General features: G+C 57.8%; 18 protein-coding genes and 5 pseudogenes. 13 read left to right on the forward strand and 10 right to left on the reverse strand.

The genetic code is table 11. The features are described 5' to 3' along the window. A pseudogene (locus PMI11_RS08060) lies at positions 1–264 on the forward strand (LysR family transcriptional regulator); the annotation flags it as partial. A 333-nt stretch (positions 265–597) separates the two neighbouring features. Here the strand turns inward: PMI11_RS08060 and PMI11_RS08065 are convergent. Continuing rightward, entirely contained in the window at positions 598–2949 is a 2352-nt protein-coding gene (locus PMI11_RS08065; RefSeq protein WP_007815401.1) for a methyl-accepting chemotaxis protein, read from the reverse strand. A gap of 227 nt (positions 2950–3176) precedes the next feature. Between PMI11_RS08065 and PMI11_RS37990 the strand changes: the two are divergent. The 3 genes and pseudogenes from PMI11_RS37990 to PMI11_RS37245 form a co-directional block, all read left to right on the forward strand. Beyond that, positions 3177–3287, forward strand: a pseudogene (locus tag PMI11_RS37990) (LysR family transcriptional regulator); the annotation flags it as partial. Between the two features lie 171 nt (positions 3288–3458). Beyond that, complete coding sequence (locus tag PMI11_RS38490) at positions 3459–3707, forward strand: hypothetical protein (protein ID WP_007815404.1); 249 nt, start codon at positions 3459–3461, stop codon at positions 3705–3707. A 178-nt stretch (positions 3708–3885) separates the two neighbouring features. Then, a pseudogene (locus tag PMI11_RS37245) lies at positions 3886–4002 on the forward strand (IS5/IS1182 family transposase); the annotation flags it as partial. 173 nt (positions 4003–4175) lie between these two features. Here PMI11_RS37245 and zwf read toward each other — a convergent pair. Next, on the reverse strand, positions 4176–5645 hold the full coding sequence (gene zwf / locus PMI11_RS08075; RefSeq protein ID WP_007815405.1) for a glucose-6-phosphate dehydrogenase: 1470 nt from the start codon (positions 5643–5645) through the stop codon (positions 4176–4178). A gap of 821 nt (positions 5646–6466) precedes the next feature. On the opposite strand from zwf, the gene PMI11_RS08085 reads away from it, so the two are divergent. The 3 genes from PMI11_RS08085 to PMI11_RS08100 all read left to right on the forward strand — a co-directional run bounded on the left by PMI11_RS08085 (position 6467) and on the right by PMI11_RS08100 (position 9842). Beyond that, complete coding sequence (locus tag PMI11_RS08085; RefSeq protein ID WP_007815408.1) at positions 6467–7135, forward strand: hypothetical protein; 669 nt, start codon at positions 6467–6469, stop codon at positions 7133–7135. Positions 7136–7641: 506 nt separating this feature from the next. Then, complete coding sequence (locus PMI11_RS08090; protein ID WP_007815410.1) at positions 7642–7875, forward strand: hypothetical protein; 234 nt, start codon at positions 7642–7644, stop codon at positions 7873–7875. 917 nt (positions 7876–8792) lie between these two features. Then, complete coding sequence (locus tag PMI11_RS08100; protein WP_037070926.1) at positions 8793–9842, forward strand: LLM class flavin-dependent oxidoreductase; 1050 nt, start codon at positions 8793–8795, stop codon at positions 9840–9842. A 128-nt stretch (positions 9843–9970) separates the two neighbouring features. On the opposite strand, the gene PMI11_RS37595 is transcribed toward PMI11_RS08100, so the two are convergent. After that, the gene (locus tag PMI11_RS37595) at positions 9971–10213 is read right to left on the reverse strand and encodes a hypothetical protein (protein WP_162137070.1); all 243 of its coding nucleotides are present in this window, start codon (positions 10211–10213) and stop codon (positions 9971–9973) included. Here PMI11_RS37595 and PMI11_RS08105 point away from each other — a divergent pair. Further along, on the forward strand, positions 10197–10445 hold the full coding sequence (locus PMI11_RS08105; RefSeq protein ID WP_244430543.1) for a hypothetical protein: 249 nt from the start codon (positions 10197–10199) through the stop codon (positions 10443–10445). The two genes, PMI11_RS37595 and PMI11_RS08105, sit on opposite strands and share 17 nt — an antisense overlap. A gap of 118 nt (positions 10446–10563) precedes the next feature. On the opposite strand, the pseudogene PMI11_RS38000 reads toward PMI11_RS08105, so the two are convergent. Further along, positions 10564–11204, reverse strand: a pseudogene (locus PMI11_RS38000) (hypothetical protein). 84 nt (positions 11205–11288) lie between these two features. Between PMI11_RS38000 and PMI11_RS37250 the strand changes: the two are divergent. After that, on the forward strand, positions 11289–11453 hold the full coding sequence (locus tag PMI11_RS37250; RefSeq protein ID WP_157179601.1) for a hypothetical protein: 165 nt from the start codon (positions 11289–11291) through the stop codon (positions 11451–11453). A gap of 44 nt (positions 11454–11497) precedes the next feature. Continuing rightward, positions 11498–11689 (forward strand): hypothetical protein, encoded by a 192-nt coding sequence (locus PMI11_RS08115; protein WP_007815419.1) that lies wholly within the window; start codon positions 11498–11500, stop codon positions 11687–11689. A 299-nt stretch (positions 11690–11988) separates the two neighbouring features. On the opposite strand, the gene PMI11_RS08120 is transcribed toward PMI11_RS08115, so the two are convergent. Continuing rightward, positions 11989–13191: a DUF3422 domain-containing protein gene (locus PMI11_RS08120; RefSeq protein ID WP_007815422.1), complete on the reverse strand. Its 1203-nt coding sequence runs from the start codon at positions 13189–13191 to the stop codon at positions 11989–11991. Between the two features lie 382 nt (positions 13192–13573). Between PMI11_RS08120 and PMI11_RS08125 the strand changes: the two genes are divergently transcribed. From PMI11_RS08125 to PMI11_RS08135, 3 genes and pseudogenes are all read left to right on the forward strand, one after another. Then, positions 13574–13876 (forward strand): alpha/beta fold hydrolase, encoded by a 303-nt coding sequence (locus tag PMI11_RS08125; RefSeq protein ID WP_007815424.1) that lies wholly within the window; start codon positions 13574–13576, stop codon positions 13874–13876. A 935-nt stretch (positions 13877–14811) separates the two neighbouring features. Next, positions 14812–15285, forward strand: coding sequence for a helix-turn-helix transcriptional regulator (locus PMI11_RS35950; RefSeq protein ID WP_007815427.1), 474 nt, complete (start codon positions 14812–14814; stop codon positions 15283–15285). Between the two features lie 249 nt (positions 15286–15534). Next, positions 15535–15708: pseudogene (locus tag PMI11_RS08135) on the forward strand (LysR family transcriptional regulator); the annotation flags it as partial. A gap of 4 nt (positions 15709–15712) precedes the next feature. Here PMI11_RS08135 and PMI11_RS08140 read toward each other — a convergent pair. From PMI11_RS08140 to PMI11_RS08160, 5 genes are all read right to left on the reverse strand, one after another. Then, positions 15713–17467 (reverse strand): GGDEF domain-containing protein, encoded by a 1755-nt coding sequence (locus PMI11_RS08140; protein ID WP_051034542.1) that lies wholly within the window; start codon positions 17465–17467, stop codon positions 15713–15715. 296 nt (positions 17468–17763) lie between these two features. Beyond that, on the reverse strand, positions 17764–18789 hold the full coding sequence (locus tag PMI11_RS08145; protein WP_007815435.1) for an ABC transporter permease: 1026 nt from the start codon (positions 18787–18789) through the stop codon (positions 17764–17766). Positions 18790–18830: 41 nt separating this feature from the next. Then, on the reverse strand, positions 18831–20372 hold the full coding sequence (locus PMI11_RS08150) for a sugar ABC transporter ATP-binding protein (RefSeq protein WP_007815437.1): 1542 nt from the start codon (positions 20370–20372) through the stop codon (positions 18831–18833). Between the two features lie 75 nt (positions 20373–20447). Next, complete coding sequence (locus tag PMI11_RS08155) at positions 20448–21413, reverse strand: sugar-binding protein (protein WP_007815440.1); 966 nt, start codon at positions 21411–21413, stop codon at positions 20448–20450. Between the two features lie 190 nt (positions 21414–21603). Further along, positions 21604–22131 (reverse strand): ATPase AAA, encoded by a 528-nt coding sequence (locus PMI11_RS08160; RefSeq protein ID WP_037070924.1) that lies wholly within the window; start codon positions 22129–22131, stop codon positions 21604–21606. Positions 22132–22266 lie beyond the last annotated feature (135 nt).

The following is a 22266-nucleotide window of genomic DNA, read 5'->3' on the forward strand; positions in this document are numbered from 1 at the left end:
TTCGAGGAGCACGATCTGACCGTTAATGTCACTTACACCTGCGACGACACCTTCTCGCTGGTGTCTCTCGTCTCCGCCGGTCTTGACATTGGCTTCGCGCCGGAATGGACGCAGGATCTGCCGAACCGCGGCTTTGAGCTGAAGAAGGTGAGGGACGTCGATTTCAAGATCGGGCTCGGTCCCGCCTGGAACAGGGAGGATCCGACCGCTTCACGCGACGACATCATCGATATCGCCCGGTCTCTGGTGCGGTCGGGCAGGTGAAGCGGACCTTACTTGAGGCGGCCGCGAGATTGGCGAATCCGCAAACGTGGGAAATCGCAACGTTCCCGGACGCTTCGCTGATGTGGCGCAGGCGGGATATGCAGCTTGGAGGTACTCGCCGCAGTTTCTTGGAGCCGCTGCTTACGATCACCGGTGTGCCTGTCATGACGAGAAGTCGCGGGAAGAAAGTTGAGTGCCAGTAAGCGGCTAAACAGGCGGGGCAGATCTTCTCTTGCGACCAGCACACAAAGCCCCGCCATAGCCACTATGGCGCTTGCTGAAATGAACACAGCCCGGGCATCACCGCCCGGGCTGGCGGTATCCTGGCTCTGATCAGAATTCCGACCATTCCTGCTGCAATTTGTTGAGCGCTGTATTACCGCGTGCGGCAGGCACCGGGCGAGAGACAGGCGCTGACGCTCTAACGGAGGCTGGCGCCAATGTCCTGGAAGGGCCCAACGCACGGTGTCCGACCGCGGCTGTTCCTCCATCGCCGGTCTGGAAAGTGCCAAGCAATTCGCCCAGACGGCTGCTTTCCTGCGCGAGACCTGTGCCGGCGGCGTTCATCTGTTCGACCATTGCGGCGTTCTGCTGCGTCGCCTGGTCCATGTGGTTGACCGCGCTGTTGATCTCCGACAACCCCATAGACTGCTCTTGGGCGGCGGTAGCGATAGCGTCCATGTGCTGGTTGATCTGCTGCACAAGTTCGGCAATCGCAGAAAGGCCTTCGCCGGTGTCGTTGACCAGGCGTACGCCTTCGCTGACAGCGACCTCTGAATTGCCGATCAGGCTTTTAATCTCCTTCGCGGCACTGGCGGAGCGCTGCGCCAACTCGCGCACTTCCTGAGCGACAACGGCAAAACCCTTGCCGGCGTCACCGGCACGGGCAGCTTCCACCCCGGCATTCAACGCCAGCAGATTGGTCTGAAAAGCGATCTCGTCGATGACCCCGATAATCTGGCTGATCTGCCTGGACGAGTGCTCGATCTTGCCCATGGCGTTGACGGCGTTGTTAACGACCTGGCTTGAGTTTTCCGCGCGAGAGCGGGCACCGCGCACGAGATCGCGGGCGTCTCCGGCACGCTGGGAGGTCGATCGCACATTGGCGGTGACCTCCTCCAGTGCAGCGGCGGTTTCCTCGAGCGAAGCGGCTTGCTGTTCAGTACGCTTGGAGAGGTTGTCGGACGCTTGCGAGATCTCGACGCTGCCGCTGCTGACCAATGAAGCAGCCTGACCGACGCCCCGCATGGCGTCGCGAAGCTGCTTGACCGATGTATTGAAGTCGTGACGGAGTGCCTCGAACTGTGGCGCGAGAGCCGTATCGATTTCACAGACGAGGTCGCCGGCTGCAAGACGGCGCAGGCCTCCAGCGAGCGAGCCTGTTGCCTGTATCAAACGTTCTTCGGCTTCGGCCTCGGCGCGCCGCTGCACCTCGATACGCTCGCGCTCTGCGGAAACCCGTGCCTCTGCCGTTTGCTCTTCAAGTGCCTTATTGCGGATAGCAGCCTGCTGGAAGACCTCGACGGAGCGAGCCATTTCGCCAATTTCGTCACGGCGAGCGACACCGGCCACCTCGATCTTCAGATCGCCCTGCGCCAAGGCAGCCATCGACTGCGTGATGACGCCGATCGGCTTGGTGACGCGGAAGATGATGACGCAGATGCCGACAACACTGACGATAGCAGCGATGAGGAAGATCAACGTATAGAGAATGAACTGGGCGAATGCCTGAGACTGACTGGCAGCGGCTGCAGCCACCATGCCGTCCGCCGCAGCGGCCGCAGTATTGGTGATGAAGAGAAGGGCGTCATTGCCCATCGGCCGCCAAACGTCGAGGGACATCGGTGCCTTCTTGCCTGCAGAAAATGTCTCGAGAAGTGCCGCGCGCTTGGGAGCAAAATCGCCCCCGAAATAGCCGGTCTGTGTGGCCTGGTAGGCGTCCTTTATGATTTGAAGCGTGTCCTTGTGGTTCACGAGGACGCCGACCTGCTTCCAGGCGAAGGTGACGGCATAATCGTTGAGTTGGATCTTGCCGAGCTCCGCAGCTGTCATCGTCGCGCCTGCGCCAAGCGTGATGTTGAGCTGGAGGTTCGATGCCCCCGCAAGCGCACGCGTTGACCATGCCAATGACCGGATCTGGATCATTGCTGTCATCGACGGATCGCTTTCGCGAATTCGGGCTTCGATTGCTGTCGAGCCGGTTTCAAGCGCCGTCAGCAGATCCTGTCCGAGGTTAAGGGCGTTGTCCTGCAGCCCAGCGTCGCGGTCTGCCAGCTTTTTCGTCAACTGATCATCAAGCTTTGTCCGAAACGCCAGCACCCGGTCAAACGTGTTCATGACGTCGGCAATCGGCGCTTTGATCGCGTTGTCGTCGATATCGGCATAGATCGCCTTGGCGCTAGCCATGGCGCTGTCCACCAGCCCGCGATCCTTTTTCAGCGAAGCGAGCGTGCCGGCGAGTGCGTCGATTTCCATGTTTGCTGCGGATGAACCATCACCGCGCTCGTTGCGAAAGGTCGCAAGTGTCTGGAAAAGTGCGCGGTCAAGAGCGGTAAGCTTCGACACATCGCTGAAAACCTGCTTTTTGTTATATGCGTCCATCGCGGATGACGCGGTGAGCACACAGATCACCGCGCTCAGAAGAAGAAATATTCCAACCAGGATATTGCGGATAGATAAAGTCATAGTCGCCCCACTTGCGTTGCGGCTGACGTCTCGCTGGTGCGTGCACGACAGCTGAATTTGCTGGAACCGCTCGCGTCGATGCTTCAAAAAAAGACAATCCGCTGGCCGCCGAGTTCTTACTCGTTCGCAGGCTCATCATGGCCAGGTCCAATAGTGTCGCAGGATAGATCTGGTTTCATTGAAACAGCATTAAGAAAATTAGAAATGTGAGCGCAATTGCGCGCAATAGATCAGGGGCGGCCTTTCACGATCGCGCGGTCAGGATTTTGAGTGAGGTGGACCTACCGGCCAAGATCGCCCGTTGGATTGCCGGCAAGACGGCGCGCAGGATTGCGATCGTACCGATTGCTGCGAGTCTTTCCAGCAACACCTATGTGAGAACTGGAATCTTGGACGGATTTGGCTGGCTTAGAGCGTTCCAGTTGCGGTACCCATAGGACTGCAAAAGCGATTTGCACGACCGGGACAGCTGGAGAAACCGCGTCCGCATCTCCTAGAACAGGACCCTGATGAACGCGGATATGATAGCCGCCTGGGCGGTGGAAAACGGATTCCATGCGATCGATTCGCGGAGTTATCGTCGCCATGATAATGCAGGCGTGATCACGATCGAAATAAAGAGGATGTCATTCCTCCTCATCGATGAGAGGCAAGGATTGCGACCGCGCCTCATATCACGGTTGTTCAAAGACATTCCCCTTAATAGCGGGCGTGGCCGCTTGCACGGTCTTCTTCTTGACCGTTATCCCAATCGTTGAGTCCTGACGCGATCACTACAGCCCGGCCAATTTACCAAGGCGGCGGACCGGCGGCATCAAGTTTCCATTCCAATCAGCAAAGCGATAGTGATCCTTCGGGGGGATTTGCACGATCCGGCCTGTATCGAAGCTCTGGAGCGAGCACTTGCCAGGACGACGTTGCAGCGGGTTGCATAGCTCGTTCGCCGCTCAGCAAACAAAGGCTGTGATCGGCGTCGCAATACTGAACCGAATACCCGCCTGCGGACGACCGAAATCCGTTCGCTGCAAGGTACCGACCGCGGCGACGAAATAAAAGATGTCAAAGACCGAATTCCGCACAAATGCAGATCCACGCACCAATGCCACTCTGGAGCATTCGCCGTCGAAACTCGGTTTCCTGCACATCTCTGACAACGTCATCGTATTGGGATTTTCGCAATTGGTCGGCGCCATTCTGGTCGCCGGCATCGATCCAACTATTGACCGTCAATCACGCTTTGCCGCATCCCTCCAGGCGCGCTCGAACGGTAGGCGCCAAGCGTGTGGGGCAATGAGTTGGTGGATCGACTTCGGCCCCCAGCCGCCCTGGTCGTAGAGGCGTACGGGCGGCGGGTTATCGAGGAGAGGTTGGGAAACCTCCCAGAGCCGCTCAATACCCTCGGCCGTAGTGAACAGCGTGTGGTCACCGCGCATGGCGTCGAGGATCAGACGCTCATAGGCCTCCAGAACTTCGCCAATCAGGCCGGTTTCGCTCATGGCGAATTGCAGCGAGAGCTTGTCGAGCCGGAAGCCCGGTCCAGGGCGCTTGCCATAGAAGGAAAGCGAGACCTTGGAGGCATCAGCAAGGTCGAAGGTGAGGTGGTCAGGGCCCTGTGCCCCCACGCCAGAGCCGGCAGGGAACATCGATTTCGGGGGCTCGCGGAATGCGATCGAAATAATGCGCTGTCCCTCGGCCATGCGCTTGCCGGTACGCAGGTAGAAGGGCACGCCAGCCCAGCGCCAGTTGTCGATGGCGCATTTTAGGGCGATGAATGTGTCAGTGTCGCTTTCGGGATCGACGCCAGGCTCCTTGCGGTAGCCAATGTATTGACCGCGCACCACGTCGCGCGGCTCAATCGGCAACATGGAGCGGAACACCTTGTTCTTCTCTTCCGAGATTGGCGCAGGCTCTAGGGCAGTGGGCGGCTCCATCGCCATGAAGCCGAGGATCTGGAAGAGGTGGGTCACCACCATGTCACGATAGGCGCCGGTGGTCTCGTAAAAGGCGGCACGGGTGGAAAGTCCGAGCGTCTCCGGAACGTCGATCTGCACATGGTCGATGAAGTTGCGGTTCCAGATCGGTTCGAACAGGCCATTGGCAAATCGGAAGGCCAGGATGTTTTGCGCCGGCTCCTTGCCGAGGAAATGGTCGATGCGGAAGATCTGCTTCTCGTCGAACACTTCGTGCAACTTCTTGTTCAGTGCAACGGCACTGGCAAGGTCCGTGCCGAAGGGCTTTTCCATGATGATACGGGAGCGTTCAGTCAGCTTAGCCTGGGCGAGGAGTTGCACGGCCGGAAGGGCGGCACTTGGTGGCACGGATAGATAATGCACGCGCCGCGTCTCGGCGCCCAGTGCTTCCTCGGCCCTGTCGACCGCTTCCTTGAGAGCATTGGCGCCGGCAGCGAGTGGGACGTAGTCGAGCGATGCGGCAAACGCTTCCCATTCGGACTGCGAGAACTTGCGAGTCAAGAACTTGTCCAGCGAGTCACGGGCGATGGTGCGGAAGGCATCGGCATCGATGTCGTCGAGCGAGACGCCGATAATACGGCACCCTGGGATGAAGCCCGCATTGGTGAGGTGGAATAGCCCGGTCAGTAGCTTGCGCCTTGAGAGATCGCCCGTTGCGCCGACGAGCACAACGACCTGTGGATAGCCGGGGCCAACCCGAGTTGAATTCTTGCGCAAAACACTCATCCTCAAGTCTTCCGTTGTCCCTTGGGGATGGAGGTCGACCCCAGCTCCGCGCTGCCGCGAAGCGGCTATCTTCGTGCGTGATGCCATGACGTTGAAGCTCACCCCTCTAAGGTTAAATAGAGGCATGGATTGAGGAGCGGAGCAAGGGGGCGGTAATACCGTCCCGAAGTGCCGCGTCTTAGCGACTTCAGTCGCTCCTTGTCGACTTTCTTGATAGCAATGTCTTGAGCACCTCAGTCAGTAAGATGACCCAACTCAGAGGCGCAGGGCGGTTATTGACAGCAAATCCAAAGCTGACAGCAGCGTGCCCTCCGAAGGTGACGCCGCCGCCAGCCAGCCATTGAAACCGTCGAACCTTGCTGCGTATTCAGGCCAACAGGATGGTCACGAGTTCGAACCCCATCAAGGCGGCCATTTTGATCGCTGGCAGAGCTTGGCTACGATCGAGCAGCGGCCCAATGCATCCAACATGATAGCGATCCTCGCGAGATCGTCTTCGTTTAGCACTTCGACTGCGGAAGCAATGCGCTCCTGAAGATTGCGTTTGGCGCTCCAGCAGTTCTGAATTAGGTCCTTGAAAGGCAAGCCAGTCGACATCACTTCAGGTGCGATCGGATCGTTGCACCGATAGTTCCATTCCCAGGGCTTTATAGGAACTGTGGTCGCCGACGACGCGATGTCGTTAGGTTGCTCGATGGCGCCAGACCGGCGGAAACGGAGTTCCCTATCATTCAAGTTCGAGGCAAACTGAAGCGGAAAGTGCTGATTCAGTCTGTGCGTGCCTCTTCGCAACTCACATCTTCTATTCAACGAGGTGACTATTGACGCAGTTCTTCGAAACCACTCAAGGGATCATGGCAATGGGAGCGTTCATCGGCGCTGGCGGTCTAGTTGCTGGCTCCTTGCTTCCGATCGTCATTGGTTTTGCGAAGTCTGGTATCAACCGGCGCCCGAAAGCCGAAGCTAGAAACCTTGCGATGATGACGGTACTGGCCCTGGATGACTTTGTCGGAGCCAGCTATGCGGCCGTTCACGACATGCCCGAATTCAATCCCATGGATGAAGGCGAATTCGCGTTTCACGTTCCAGATCCAACCCTCGCACTTCCACAGGGCGCAAACTGGGACCTTCTTGGTCCCGAGCTTTCAGATGAAATTTTGTGGTTATCGAACCGGGTGAAGACGCTTTCGTATGCGTTGGATAGTCTCGACCTTTCCAGGCCCGGATACAATGGTTTCTTCGAACGGCGCCAAGAAGGTTACGCTGGTCTGGCGGCTGAAGCGATGGACATCATTGAGCGTATGCTCGAAGAGTTTGACCTCACGCTGCCTGCCAAGCCAGACTATTATCGCCAGCGTGAAGGTCTCGTGTCAGCTATTCAAAAGGCTGGAGAAAACAACTCGCTGCGCCGAAAGGCCGGCGCTGTCGCGCCCTCGAACGGGTCGAATGTGCTGCAACTGTTCCCAAAGGCGAACGACGACGCCGAGTAAACCTAGCGAATTCGTCGAACCAGTGTACAGGTATGCCTCTGCATGCACGGCCCCTTGGCGAACATCTTTGGGGTATTCCGGCATGGTCAAAATCCCCCTCCGGTCAGCGAGTAGCAATTGAACCCCGTTGAGCGAGGCAGGTTACTTCGGCTGGATGGTCCGCCACTGCATAGCTGCATTGCACAAAAAATGTTTTCCAACTGGTCAAAAAAAGAGCATAACGATCACAGCTGATGCAACACGACGGATTTCCTCCCAGTTCCGTCGTTTCAGCTGTTCCCCTCTGGAGGTTTATACCTTCACAATTAATGGGCCACGGTTCTCCGTCGGCCCTCTTTTTTTGCCTGCGAAGATCGTGTGTCGACGCCGGATAAGCCCCGAAGTCTTCGACCTTAGGTGTCCGATCGCTTCCGAGGGCATCGTGCTAGGTTGACGAAAGCAGTTTTCACTACAATAGGGCCTGGCCGAACCACGTGGTAACGCCAGGGAACATGAACCGGAGAACAATGGTGACCGAACCGACCGTAGCAGATGCAATAGATCGCGTTTATGTATCGATCCAGGCTGACAATGCTGACATCGACGCGCATATCGCGACCCTCAAGGCAGCGTTGGCCCGGGAGGGTTTGAAAGAGGCCGTATTCGACCCGGCAAGGCTCGTCCAGAACAATCGTTCTGGTAGAAAGCTCATGCAGGCTTACTTTCGGCAGCGCGGCGTGACGGTAAAATTCTCGGCCTAATAAAGCCTCCCGGTGACGCCAGAGGTGCACGGCACTTTTTGCAATGTTCGATCAGGGTGTCTCGGGACCGCGACACGGCGGAAGCTGGACTCCATGAACAGAACGTCGACCCGACCAGGGCGAGGGGACGAAGAACGTCATCCCTTCACCAAATCGATCGCTAGGGTAGTTCCGGGCCGCGACGTGTTCCGTAGAAAACTTATGGGGCGCTCAACCCGTTTCCGGGGAGCGCCCTTTTTGTTGCTCAAAGCGCAAAAACCGAAAGACTCGGCAGGCGATTTGACGTGCGGCGGAGATATCGGAGGGACGGCTTTGCGTAAAGCGTTTTTCACTGCAGATCTGCTATGCTTGCGGCCTCGCAACCATCGAATAGAGCACCATTTTGCGTGGATAAGTGTAGCCCCTTATGGGAGGTGATAATGACGCAAAGGCTTCGGAATATAGCGATCGGCTGCTTGCTGGTCGGGATAGCCGCGTTGGTTTCGGCGTGCACGACAGCCCACAATTCAAATCGCGGCGATTTTCAATATCAACCAGGGCATTCCAGGAACCCCGCCTGCAGCCAGGGCTTCAGGCCCACCAATGCGCTTTCTTGCGCTTATTGACTATTCCGACCACGCTCTACCAGCTGATCGAAGAGCTTACGAGATGCCTGCTCAGTATCCCTTCAATATCGATGTCACAAAACGCGACGGACGGGATGAAATCCTGTCCCTCTGGAGTGCTCTTGAACCCCGCGAGGACTAAGCTGCACCGAACGGGGGCATTGCGTAGTTCGCGCCGTTCGACGATTTCGATCGTGACGATCGAATTTTTCGCCATTTCATTTCCGAGCCCGGCACATCACTTAATTCCCAAAATCCACGTGAGAGGGCGTCGGCAAACTTGGCCGACCTGGCCCGAGGGAAAAAATGATCATGACAAACTCCGATGTCGAGTTCGGATTGGACACGTTTGGTGACGTAACGCACGATCCAAACGGCCAACCTGAAGGCTATGCCCAGGTCATTCGCAACGTCATCAAAGAGGCCGTCCTTGCTGATGAGGTCGGTATCGATTTCTTTGGTATTGGCGAACATCACCGCGAAGACTTTGCGATCTCCACTCCTGAAACCGTCCTGGCTGCAATCGCAACAGTGACTGATCGGATCAAACTTGGCTCGGCGGTGACCGTATTGAGCTCCGACGACCCTGTGCGAGTGTTTCAGCGCTTCGCGACTGTCGATGCTGCCTCGAATGGCCGTGCAGAAGTCATCCTGGGGAGGGGGTCTTTCACAGAGTCCTTCCCGCTATTCGGATATTCGCTCGACGACTATGAGACGCTTTTTGAGGAGAAGGTCGAGCTGTTTGCCCAGCTTCTGGACCAGCAGCCTGTGACCTGGTCCGGCACGACCAGGGCGCCATTAACCGGACAACGGGTGTTTCCTCTCGTGGAGAAGGGGTCATTGAAGACCTGGCTTGGCGTTGGCGGCAGTCCGAACTCCGTAATCCGGGCTGCCCAATACGGTCTACCCCTGATGTTGGCTATTATCGGCGGAAGTCCCTATCGCTTTGCACCCTACGTCGACCTGTATCGCCAGGCGTTGGAAAAGCTGAACCAGCCGACGCTTCCTGTTGGCGTTCATTCGCCAGGCTACATCGGGCAGACTGATGCCGAGGCAAAGGCCGAGTTCTGGCCTCATTATCGGGCAATGCGGGATCGCATCGGTCGTGAACGAGGTTGGGGGCCCGTCACGGAAAGAGAATTCGAAGCGGAGATCGATCAGGGTTCGCTCTACGTGGGCTCGCCGGATACCGTGGCCGCAAAGCTTGCGCCGGTCATCGAGACGCTCGGTATTCAGCGGTTTCAGCTGAAGTACAGCATTGGCACAATGCCGCATGAGTCCCTTATGCGGAGCATCAAGCTGTATGGGCAGGAAGTCGTTCCGGCCGTGAAAGCGAAAATCGCAACGCTCGCTGCAGCGTGATTGCGGTGGGCAATCGGGAACGAATTCTTGACGGACCGGCGAGACGACCGCCGGTCCACTTCTGCGATTTGTAGCTGTCAAATACATCGCGGTGCTGATCCGCCGCTCAGAACATTCTTCAGAGTGGATTAGCGATAGTGGCGGAGCACGCCTCTTTTTGCCATGTCGCGAAGGTTCAGCACATCGACGATGCGGTCCGCTTCATCCGATTCCAATATGTCCAGGATTTCAGCGCGGAGACCGAACTTCGCCGTCGTGGCGACGCGGAAGTAACAGTGACTGACAAAGACGAGCAGGGAACTTTGCTTTAAATGTGGTGCGTCACGCAGGGGTGAGGTTTTGATGTCAGAACGAATGTCGGAACGCGCCAAGGGCGACATCGAAGCCATTTTGGAGCGGCTCTATAAGGTTTCCCCGGAGCTGGATAAAATTGCCGCCGATTGCGAGAGAGCTTTGCGGCTCAACGCCGAAGCCAGAGGCGACTACATCTCGCCGCGAACAGTGCAGGCGTTTTCCGAAATGCGCGATGCGGTGGGCAAGCTGTATGGCTCCGCCCGGAATGCGATGAACGAAGCCGATAGATTCTTTAAGCCGAAGTCGTAGGTAGTTTCGCTGCGAGTGCGCAATGTGGGCACAGCGCGGACGTAAACCGCAAAGTTTTCGACAACCATTGTGAAGCGCGATGACCCAGCGATCACAAAGGAATGCAATGCCATCAATCCTAGCGCAGCAGGTCGTCGTTCCCGAATTCCTCCCATCCGCTCAATCCGGTCAGAGGCTCGTCAGCGTTCTGTTCAGTTCGCCCGGCTTTCTCTTGCTTTTTCAGCGAACGCGTCAGCTTCGCCTGGTACGCGGCGCGTCTGCGATTTTCTGCCTTCGCCGCCGCGTCTTCCTCTCGTCATTCGTCCACGGCGGCGCGGTCGAGCAAATCTTCAACGACACGGGGATCGAATACGTGGAACGTAATTTTCCTGGCCCGCCCCTGCAATCTGACCGTTCGCGTTCAGGCGCTCGGCAGGCGCCGTCATCCACCCAACGCTTCCGTTCTGAAGCCGTTATCGTGAGGATATCCTCGATCTCGCGAGGGATGATCGGAAGGTTGGCGATGTCCGTCAGTGCCGTGGAGACGGCCGTCGAGATCGCTCGGAACGCCGTCTTGGAAGTCTCCGGCATGATAAGGGTGAGTGCGCTCGCCTGCATGTCCAACGACTTCCTGATCGCCGACGGCAGCCGGGAGCGGATCTCCTGCAGGATTCCCTTGACCCGGATCGCGGATCCAAGCGTCACGGTTACCGGAAGCGGCCATTCCCTGATCAGCTCGGGATCGTCGCTTTCTTTCTTTTTCGTCTTCGTTGTGGGCATATCGGAGCAAATGAGATTGGAAGGGTCGAGCGTCAACGGAACTCGCGCTCAATTCCTACGTTTTGCCAGCGAGGAACAACCCCAATGTCTGTGCCGAACGAACCTATCGTACCGCCGATATTACCCCCGCCAGTCGATACGCCGCCACGCGATCCCGACCGCATCCGCGGCGAAGAGCCGTCCCCCGATCCCGAACCGGAAGAGGGTGCCGCTTCGAGGACCCGCACTTCGACACATTGCCCGACCTAGAACCTTATGTGCCGGAACATCCGTCTTCAGCCGGAGGAACGGTGATGAGCGTCGATTGGCGGGAAGACCTGCGGCTGAAACTTGAAGGCTTCTTGGACACACTGGTCGTGAAGGGCACCAAGCAGGCGGACGTGTATGACGCGATCGTTGCGGAGATCGCAAATCTTCGCAAGGCATACGAGCGCGATCCTTTCGCTCAAGCTCCTGCGGCTGCTCTTCCTCACGCCCTCGTGTGACGCGAATTGTCGCTTTCCGGCGCTCGGGCGCGCCGCCGCTATGCTGAAAGCTCCGATACGCTTCCTTGTCTCAGGACCGATCTTGGCGGATCGGGTGACGAGCGCTGAAACGGTCCCGTGTGGGGCGGACTGTCGGGTTCATGAAACCGGGGGTAGGGCCGAATAGCAAGGTATCCTACGAGTGATCCTGTCGTCGTGTTGCCCAGTCAAGGGTTGGGTATTTCAGTCTTTGATTGAGAATGAGGCTTTCCGTTATTCTGGTGATCGCCCTGGAAAGCATTTCGCTTGGAATTGGGTGTTCAATCATGCGCTGAAAGCGCGTGTTTCACGCGCAGGATGGAGATTGCAACGGCTCCGATAACGAGTGGGATCGACACAAGCATCGCCAACGGGCTGATGTGAAGGCCAGCGTGATCTGCTGTCTCGAAGGCGACTTTGAGCAGGCTCAGAAGATAGTAGCTGATGGCAATGATGGAAAATCCTTCCACCGCCCTCTGGATCTTGACCTGTGTGGCGGCCCGGTCTGCCATCGCCTGGATCTGGATGGCATTCTGATATTCGATCTCGACTTGTATGCGTGTCTGCAGAAGGTCGATCAGGTGCATCGTTGCGTGGGAGAGCTGATCTAAGCGCAACGCTGTCGCTTCGCAGGTTCGAACGGCAGGTCGGAAGCGCCGCGCGACAAAAACGCCAAACCGCTGAAAGCCCGGAACATGGGATTCGCGTAGCTCACCAATTCGTTCCTCGACGATTTTTGCGTAGGCGGACGTTGCACCGAAACGATTGCGTGTTTCGGCAGCCGCTGAAATGATCAGGGCGGACAGGCCGGAGATTTCGTCAAGCAGTTTCTTGTGCTCAGTGGTCGGTGTCGTCTGGTTTCGGTTCGTCAATTGAACGAGCTTCTTGTCGTAATCTCCGAGCAGCGGCGCCAAGCGGCGGGCTTCGGGAAGACCGAGCAGGGCCATGGACCGATAGGTTTCGATCTCATAGATCCGCCGAACCATTCTGCCGAGGCGGTAGGCATTCAGATCCTTGTTGAAGAGAAGGATGCGACTGGTCTGGTTGTCCTGGACACGAAAATCCGAACAGACTTGCGCCGCTCCCCCGCCGATCGACGACGCAGCGGTATCGCGAAATCCGAGCTTTGAAAGAGTTGGTCCGAGCTCCGCTGGTGCGGGCCCAAGCACTAGGATACCGACACGGGATATGAGACGCGGCGTACCCAACCCTACCAGCGCGGCAATGTCATCGACTGAAAGGCTGGATGCCGGCCAAGCGTTAACGTCTGTGTCGAATTGGGTGACACGCGTGATGGTCACAAATTCGGTGTGGTGCTCTACCTGTGTTCGCGGATCGTCATTGTTGTCTTCGTCGGGTAGATAACGGCTGCCGTGCAAGGAGGGGAGAGCGGACGGCATAAGCGCGATGTGTTCAACGAAGGCGGGGCCTGTAAAGTAGATGGAGGGCCGGGCATGGAGTTCTGCGTTGAAATCCGACGTCATACAATCTCACCGTAGCAAGGGGCCGAAACCGCTAAGAATTCGACCTCAACGAAAAATCATTGCTCTATCGAAGTGCAGCTTTCCAAAGCAGCCAGACCTTCAGAGGTCAACCGTTCCGGCTATTGCTAATCGATTTTACTTTGCAGTGGCCGAGCGGAATTTTCCCGGATTGCCCAAGTGGTCACGTTGAGACCGCAAATGGCGTTGGGTTTATGCGACATTTCGAGGCCAGTGCTATTCGTGATTCGACAGTTGGGCCAGTTAGAGACGTGGCAGTCTCGCCTCTCCACACGATGGTCAGTGCCAACGTTGGCAGCAAGGATGACGACTTTCGAAGACGAGCGGCTCGGAGATCCATTGTTGGGAGGAAGACGACCCGCTCGTGAGCCGGCTGAACGAACAAAAGGGTGATCGCGATGCTGCCGTCAGCAATGCGACCATCGGCGCACAGCTGGCCGCCATTCATGCTTGGGGGCAGGGAGATCCGTCCAAGCTGAGTGAGAGTCATCACCCTGTTCTTGTTGCCAATGGCGATGCTGACGTGATGGCGCCGACAATCAATTCGTTCGAGCTGGCGCGCCGGCTCCCGAATGCGCAGCTCAGCATTTTCCCGAATGCCGGCCACGGCGGTATTTTCCAATACCACGCCGTATTCGGGAAGCAGGCTCTCAACTTTCTTCGCTGACAGCTTTGACCGAGGCGGCATGGTATTCCACCGCCTCGGTCGATAGTTGCGCCGTTTGAACGACAGCAGCATTAGCAAACGCGCGAATCACGACAGGTTCCAAAGGTTTCCCACGCCTGTCGCAACGGTCGGCGAACACTTGTTTTTGGGCAGCCCGTTTGGCTCGATGAGGTCGAAAGGTCACGGAGCTCGACGAGCGCACCTGCCCAGTCAGGCCGTCCGTATTCGCGTCACGCCGGGCCGAGCCTCGGCCAGTGTCAATCCGCTCGGCTCGCAATGGGCCAGTAGCTGGCGCGTGCATCCCGGCTATCGTCGGCACCCTTCGGGTGAGACCGATGTCGGTCTGATTTTTCTAGCGCGCCCCTTCGCGCCATCTCCGCGCTTCTTTCGCCTCTGGGCGCCGTCCTTAGCCGAATTGGAATGGCTGCGCTCGCGACGCCTGGTGCACATTTCGGGTTATCCGGCAGACAAGCCGACGGGCACGCAATGGGAGCACTCGGAGCGCCTCGACCGGGTGGCTCAGCGCCAATTGTTCTACAGCGCCGATACTTGTCCAGGACACAGCGGCGCGCCGGTTTGGGTACAACGGCGCTACAGTGAGCCGCCGCAGGTCATCGCTGTCCACACTGCCGGTCCGCAGCCGCATGCGAGCGGCGCCTGGGGCTGCCGGCCGGGCGTGCCGATGGCGCCGGCGGGGTTGTTCAACCGCGGTGTTAGGCTGACGCCTGACCTTCGCCAAAATATTGATGCCGGCTTCGGCGCTCGTGTGTGTCACATCGGATTGACAGGGTACCGACTTTTTTTGAGGTGCTGCAACCTGATTGATGCTACAGCTCGCAAGAAAACAACTATCCGTTGACTGGTAAATCGCGCTTTGTTTTGGCTTGGCTTGCCAGGCAGTCTTCTTAAATTCCTGAGCGCAGGAGCGCCTTGATATGGCCATGCAAGCAGAACGGTTGTCGGCTGATCCCGACATTGTGGCAAAGGTCGGTGATGAGGACTTCCCGCGCGCAGCCTTCTTCGCTGTAGATGGACATCCCTTCGTCGCGGTCGCCTATACCGAGTGCGGACAAAGCTTCGACGACAATGGCAGCGACGCTGGGGAAGTGGCGGTCATCGGCTGGCTGCAATGCGCAGGCGCGCAGTATCTGATCTTCGATGCCGATTACCCCACAAAGAACAACAGCCTCCCGACACCGACCGCCGCCGAGATCCTCACCCGCCGCGAATTGCAGATCGCCTCGCTGATCGGAGAAGGCAATTCCGACAAGGAAATCGCGCGACGACTGGGTATCAGCGGCTATACCGTGCGCGAGCATATCCGGCGAATCTTCGCTAAGCTCAATATCGGGCGCGGGGCCGCCATAGTCTCTTACGTGTTGCGCCAGCCGCCGAACTCACCGTCTTGAGCTCGCCTGCGTTGGGGGGGAGCGCCAATTGTCAGCGTGCCCAGGAGTTGATCCGGCGTTTCTCGGGGCCATCGGCACCTTAGTCTGACATTGCCCGCTTAGTCGGCGCCCACTCGACGGCACGGCATCCCGCGAATGGCCAGGGGACAGTTTCGTTGTCAGGCCACGCTTTCGGAAGCTCGTCTCATCCTAGACGCTCCAACCCTGTGCGACGCCGTCAAGTTGATGTCGGCGGCTTGCGAAGGGTCCGAGCTTGGCGTGCAACTGTTCATCCGCATCACGCGTCGGGTGGAACTGAAGCGGGCAGGGGCGGCGTTCCACGAACGCTCTGTCAGGATCCTAGGCGAAGTGGATCTGTCGGCCGAGATCGTCCGGTCGGGTGCCGACAAGACGACGCGCAAGATTGCGATCGGCACGGTCTATCAGTTCAAGAGCTCAGCTTCTCTGATCGCGCGTGTTTGACGGCACCATCGATCATTGGATTCGCATCATCCCTCGGCTTCTGCGAGAGTGTTGATTTGGTTCGGTTACGCCCGGAAAGTTTGGCGTCGTAAAGCAGCTTGTCGGCTTGTTTATAAAGCTCTGCAAACCTCACATCCGCATTTGGCGGTGCGTCTGAAATACCCATGCTGGCAGTAACGGGATGGCCGAGGCATGGAACTGCGTTTGCGACGGCGGAGGGGATCGCCTGTCGGCTGCGTTCGGCCCGCAACTGGGCATCCTCTCCGCGCACGAGCAGTACGAATTCCTCGCCACCGAGGCGGAATGCACGAACTTGCGGGTCTGTTTGGAGGACCTCTCCCACGGCCTTCAGTACCGCGTCACCGGTCCCGTGGCCGTGGGCATCATTGATTGCCTTGAAGTGGTCCAGGTCGAGCACGGCAAGCGCGTGGTAGCCTTCATCGCGGCATTTTTCGAAATTCTGTTCGATCGCCCGGCGATTGAGCAGTCCCGTCAGCGCGTCACGTTCAGAAATACTCTTCAGAGCATCAGCTTCAAAGCGTGCCTTGTCGCGCTGGCGCCGGATCGTCATGAAACGATCGGCAACGCCAAGTGTGGTGAACAGGACTTCGCATGCACAACCCAGATAGAACAGGAGCATCGCGTCATTGCTCTCCAGCCATGGAACCACGCCCGTGATCAAGCGCACCAGTCCGGACATGATCATTGGTATATAGCCGATCGCCTGAAACTTTGCGGCTCGACTGCCGCGCCGAAGCGCGTCAGCAACTGACAAGAAGAAAATGACCAGCACCGGCGCAAAAGCTGCAGTGTACGCAGTTGACTGAATGGGTCGTGCAACAAAGGGGAAAGCTGCGTGAAATACACTTAGGAGCACCGCCCAGACGGCGCAATAGATGAGTGCTCGTCGAAGCAAGGGATGCATATGACTTGGTTCGATGAAGCTGTGGGTAAACAACGCCCCGGAAGCAACGGTGAGTCCGAAGATCATGGTCGTCATCCAACTTAGCGTCATCGCCGGTGGATCGACGAGAACGACTGCAAGTTCCGATGAGGTCAGGATCGTGGCCAGCAACGAGAGCGTGAGCGCGGAATGCCAAAGCACGAAAGGCTCGCGCAGGACCCGATAAAAGGCAGCATTGAAAATGAGCGGCATGGACAGCATGCCGGAAAGGACGGAGAGAAACACCAGTGAACGCAAAAAATCGGGGCCGGCAGCTGCCTCTGGTGGTGACAGATAAGCTCTTTCCAGCGTCATCCGGTGGCTCGGCAAATCGAAAGCAACGACGACTTGTTGCGTGTCGCGGGTTATGCCCGGTAGAGGAACTTTGAAATATCCGCCACGCAGAGAGCTAGATAGGTCGCCCGCAGGGAAGGAGGATTGGCGCACTTCGCCGTTCCGGTCGATCGCCAGCAGATGCACTTTCGCGAGTGCGCTTCTTCTGGAAAAGACATATTGTGGAAGGGCATCATCGGGACCGATTTCAAAACGTAGCAGCGCCCGTTCGCCATCAAGCGAGTAGGTCCGGTCTTGGCAATTCCAACGTGCAGGCGAGTTGGCAATGGTAAGCAGGTCCTCTGACAAAATGCCGGAGGCCCAGCAAGAGCTTCGAATCTCCATAGATTCAGCAGCCCTAACCTGTGTCGCATGCAATGATGCCAACACCACGAGGCTCAGCACAATTTTCGAAAGCGCTTTGCGGACGACGTGCCAGAACATTGCCCGACGCTACACGTCAAACGTTGCGATGCAGTTACACAAAGACAGCATTGTGAGGGCCACAGCGTCTTCCACTTTGAATGGGAGTCGTGCGGGAGGCGCCCAAGGATATTTTCAGTTTAGCGGTTCTATTGGAGCCGGCGAGGTCAAGGGTTTTCCATCAAGCTGTGGCAGCAGCGACGTGCTTCAACGAGGATCTGAAGGTCTGGCAGCCGGCGGTGTCATCTGCATGCCAAGGCAGCAGAGGCTGCATGGTTTGCTGGCGGCAGCCTTATCTACTGGTCCCATCCACCAGGCTAATCCTGATTGGCAACCACCGGCAATGTGCCTTCGTCCGGAACACGGGCCTCGGTCTGCCTGGCTGCTGATACGAGGCGCCGCTGCGCGCGAATTGCGTGCCATTGTTGGTCGATGAGGACGCCAACGAGGATTACACCACCCATGACGGCGAAATTTAGCGACGATGGGATGCCAAGCAGATTAACAAGGTTCTGCAACTCCTGGAGCAGGACCGTCCCGAGCACGACGCCAACGATCGATCCCTCGCCGCCGCGGAGCGAAAAGCCGCCGAGTACGGCAGCGGCAATCGCGTAGAGTTCATAGAACTGGCCATGGCTCGCCGGCGAGATCGAGCGCGTGTACATGGCGAAATAGATCGCCGAAAGAGCCGTAAGCAGTCCGCAGATGACATAGGCCGACATCACCATCCGGCCGGTGCGGATACCGGAATAGCGGGCCGCCTCCTCGTTTTTGCCGATCGCATAGAGATAACGCCCAAAGACAGAGCGATGCAGTACCACCCACATGACCACGGAAATGATGACGAGCGCAATGAAGGTGTTGGGAACGCCGTAAAACCGTCCGGCGGTCAGAAATTCAAGGTCCGGGAAATTTTGGCCGAATGCAAAACCCGCCGTTCCGTCGGCCGTATAGAAGCGTGCCGCCCCGCGATAGATAAGGAGACCGCAGAGGGTGACGACGAAGGGTTGCAGATTCAGCCGGGTGATCAGCCAGCCGTGAATGGTACCTATCGCCGCGCCAAGCACGAGAATGAGCGGTAGCGCCAGCATCCATGGCATGTCCTGGACCGCAACGAAATCGACAAACAGCACCCCGAGAAGGGCTACGAGCGAGCCCACCGAAAGTTCGATACCGCCTGTAATGATGACGTAGGCCTGGCCGATCGACAGGATACCAAACAGGCCGATCAGGTTGGCGGTATTCGCCAGGTTGATCGGCAGCAGGAAGCGTGGATTGATGATGGCGACGACGATACCGACGACGACGATGAGAAGCAGCAGTCCAAGATCTTTTTTGACCATGCGAGATCCATTCCCGATACCCGATTATATTGTCGCAGCTGCTATTTTACGCCTTTACCGACAGCAAGCAAAAGCACGCTTTCCTGACTGAACTCATCCTCATCGAGGATGCCGGCGATCTGGCCTTCATGCATGACGGCAATGCGGTCGGAAACGCCGATCACCTCTTCCATGTCGCTGGAGATCATCAGGATCGCAACTCCGGCATCGGCAAGCGCGCGCATAAGTCCGTAGATCTCGTTCTTCGCGCCAATATCGATGCCGCGTGTCGGCTCGTCGAAGATCATCACCTTCGGGCTCATCGACAGCCATTTGGCAAGCACCACCTTTTGCTGATTGCCGCCCGACAAAGTGCCGGTTCGGGTCGAAACGGAGGGCGCCTTGATGCCGAGGCGAACGCGCTGCTTTTCGGCCGCCGCAATCTCCCGCTCGGCGGAAAGCATGAAGCGGCTGGCAAGCGCGGGAAGGTCGGCAAGGGTTATGTTCTGGGCGATCGGGAAATCAAGAAGTATGCCGTTACGCTTGCGATCCTCCGGGACCAGGAAAATCCCGCGAGCAACGGCATCCCGCGCGGAACGAAGCACAATTTCCTTTCGGTCCTGCAAAATAGCTCCGCCGTAACTCCGGTCGATGCCGAAGAGCACCCTTGCGAGTTCGGTGCGGCCCGACCCGACGAGGCCGGCAAGCCCGAGGATTTCTCCATACCGCATTTCAAGATCGACGGGGCGACTGGGATAGGCCGCGGTGCGCACGCCGCTTGCTTTCAGCGCCACTGATCCCGGTGAGCGCTGCGGTTTTGCAGTACGGGCCGCAAGCTCCCGGCCGATCATGAGCTTGACCATCTGATCGTGACCAATGTCCTTTTTGGCGAGCGTGCCGACAAGGGCACCATCGCGCAGGACTACAACCCGGTCGGCGACGCGCTCAACCTCGTGGAGGCGATGCGAGATAAAAATCACGCTGATGCCATCCGCCTTCAGCAACTTGATGATATTGAGCAGCCGTTCGGTTTCCGCCAACGGAAGGCTGGATGTTGGTTCGTCGAAGATGACTAGCCTTGCGTTGATGGATAGCGCCTTGGCTATTTCCACCATCTGCTGCTCGGCGAGCGAGAGCGATGCCACTGGCGTGTCGGCGGAGAAATGCGCGCCCACCCGCTTCAGAAGCGGCTTCACCATGTCCCTAAGTCGATCGCGATCGACGAGCTTAAAAGGTCCCGCCTTCAGCGGTTCGCGCCCAAGAAAGATATTGGCGGCGACATCGAGATTCTCAAAGAGATTGAGTTCCTGATGCACGAAGGCGATGCCGGACGAGATGCTCGATTCCACAGTGAGGTGACGAAGCTCTGTCCCGTCGAGCAGGATCTTTCCCCGGTCGGGGGCAATCACGCCGCCGAGGATCTTCATCAACGTCGATTTTCCGGCCCCGTTTTCGCCGACGAGGCCGATGACCTCGCCTGGCGCGATGTCCAGTGAAAGACCCTCGAGTGCGACGACGCCAGGATAGGTCTTGCCAACTGCGGAAAGCGAAAGGAACGGCGTTGATGGCACGCCCGGTGACGGGATGTCGCTGCTATGATTCATCGCCTGCCCATGACTGCTGGTAATGTCAACGTGTTCAGCGGCAGCGGCGAGGGCCGCCGCCGCCGCGAAGCCAGTTTATTTTCCGGCCATGGCCTTCAGGTTGGCGGCATATTTGTCCACGTCATCCTTGCCGATAATGACCGTGGGGATAATGATCAAGCCGTCGGCGGGAACGCCGGACTTGTCGCCCTTGAGGTAGGCGGCCATCAGTTTCATGCCCTGATAGGCCCATTCGAACGGCTGCTGGACGACGGTCGCGGCGATTGTGCCTTCCTTGACCCCGCCGAGTGTAATCGGGTCGTCATCAAAGCCGACGACGGTGATCTGGCCAAGCTTACCTGCGTCACGAAGCGCCTCATAGATGCGCGGCGTGTTGTAGGAATAGAAGCCTACCATGCAGGTCAGATCGGGGCTGGCGACCAGCGCATCCTCAACGTTCTTCTTGGCACGGGTCTGGTCGATGTCGTCCCCGCGAACGTCCACAAGCTCGATCTTGGTGCCCTTGAGCCCCTCCTTCATGCCTTCGATACGTTCGCGAGCATTATCGGCACCCAGTAAGCCGACGAAGCCCATGCACTTGCCGCCGTCCGGCATCGCCTTCTTGGCGATTTCGGCCGCCTGCTTGCCGGCATCGACGTTCGAGGAGCCGATATAGGCGACGCGATTGGTCTTTGGTGCGTCGCTATCGGTGGTGAAGAGAGCCGTCTGCGAGCCGATCTTGTTGAGGCCGTCCGTCTGGGTCTTGGGATCGACGGCGGAAACCATGATCCCCTTGACGCCGGCACTGACGAGATCTTCCATCAGCCGCTGCTGAATGGCGACGGCCGCCTGTTCAGGATATTTGAGCTCCATGGTGTAATCCGGCATTTCGGCCTGCGCCTTCTTCACCCCCGCCTCGGCGGCTTTCCAGAAGTCGGACGCTCCGTTGACGACGAATGCGAGCGTCGGCTTGTCGGCAGCGTGGGATGCAGCCATAGGCGCCACGCCCAGCATCAACGCGGCGAAAAACAAGGCAGCATTCTTGCGTTTCATTTGTCTCATAATACTCCTCCCGAAGGCCGCAATTGCGAGGGCCCGTTCGCGACTTACGGCCGGCCGAATGCGCGCGCCCTCCAAGGGCCTGTCGCAAGGCGACGTCTGGCATGGGTGCCGATCGCCTTTCGACGCTATACTAGAATATTAATTAGTAAATAGTAATATGAGTGAGGAGCCGCAGGAGCTTCGGCTTGCCCTAAGCGGTCATTGCACGGACACTGTCTACATATGCGCCGATCTCAGCCCTGTTCCTGAGAATTATTTTGGAACCTACATATGCATCGAATAGCTTCTGATGCCCTGAATAGGAGGTCGAAGAGTTCTCGCGCTGGCGATATTCTTTTATCCACTCGATCAATTCTTTGAAACTTTCCTCGCTGCCGCCACCTTGAATGCCTCGAGCTGTTGCATTTGCGACGCATTCATCTTCGGGAAGGTCGATCCACACCAAGGTCGTCACGCGTCCCAGTACACCCTCCGCCAGCCAGCCATAGACCCCTTCCATCAACCAGGCCTCTGCTTTTGCAGCTTCAACAACCTCGTCGAACACGAGTCGATTGTTTCGGGCTACGCCAAACTGACCGGGAACCCAACGCACATCATCGAGATGGATCGCTGGACGGCCGATCAAGATACCAATCTGACGAGCGAGCCAGCTCTTACCGGTCCCGCCATTCCCGAAGATCAATATCCGCTGAAGTTGTTCTTGCTGGATTGGACACATGGTTCTCCCGGACCGGCGCAGTGGCGCGAAAAGATCATGAAAACAATATGAGCACAATTGGCGCTTTGAGACCGAAGTATCCCATAGCAGCGGAGTTATCGGTTCTGCTCCCATCAAGGGCGGTCATCGGTGGAA

The sequence above is a fragment of the Rhizobium sp. CF142 genome (genome assembly GCF_000281145.1).
Classification (GTDB): domain Bacteria; phylum Pseudomonadota; class Alphaproteobacteria; order Rhizobiales; family Rhizobiaceae; genus Rhizobium.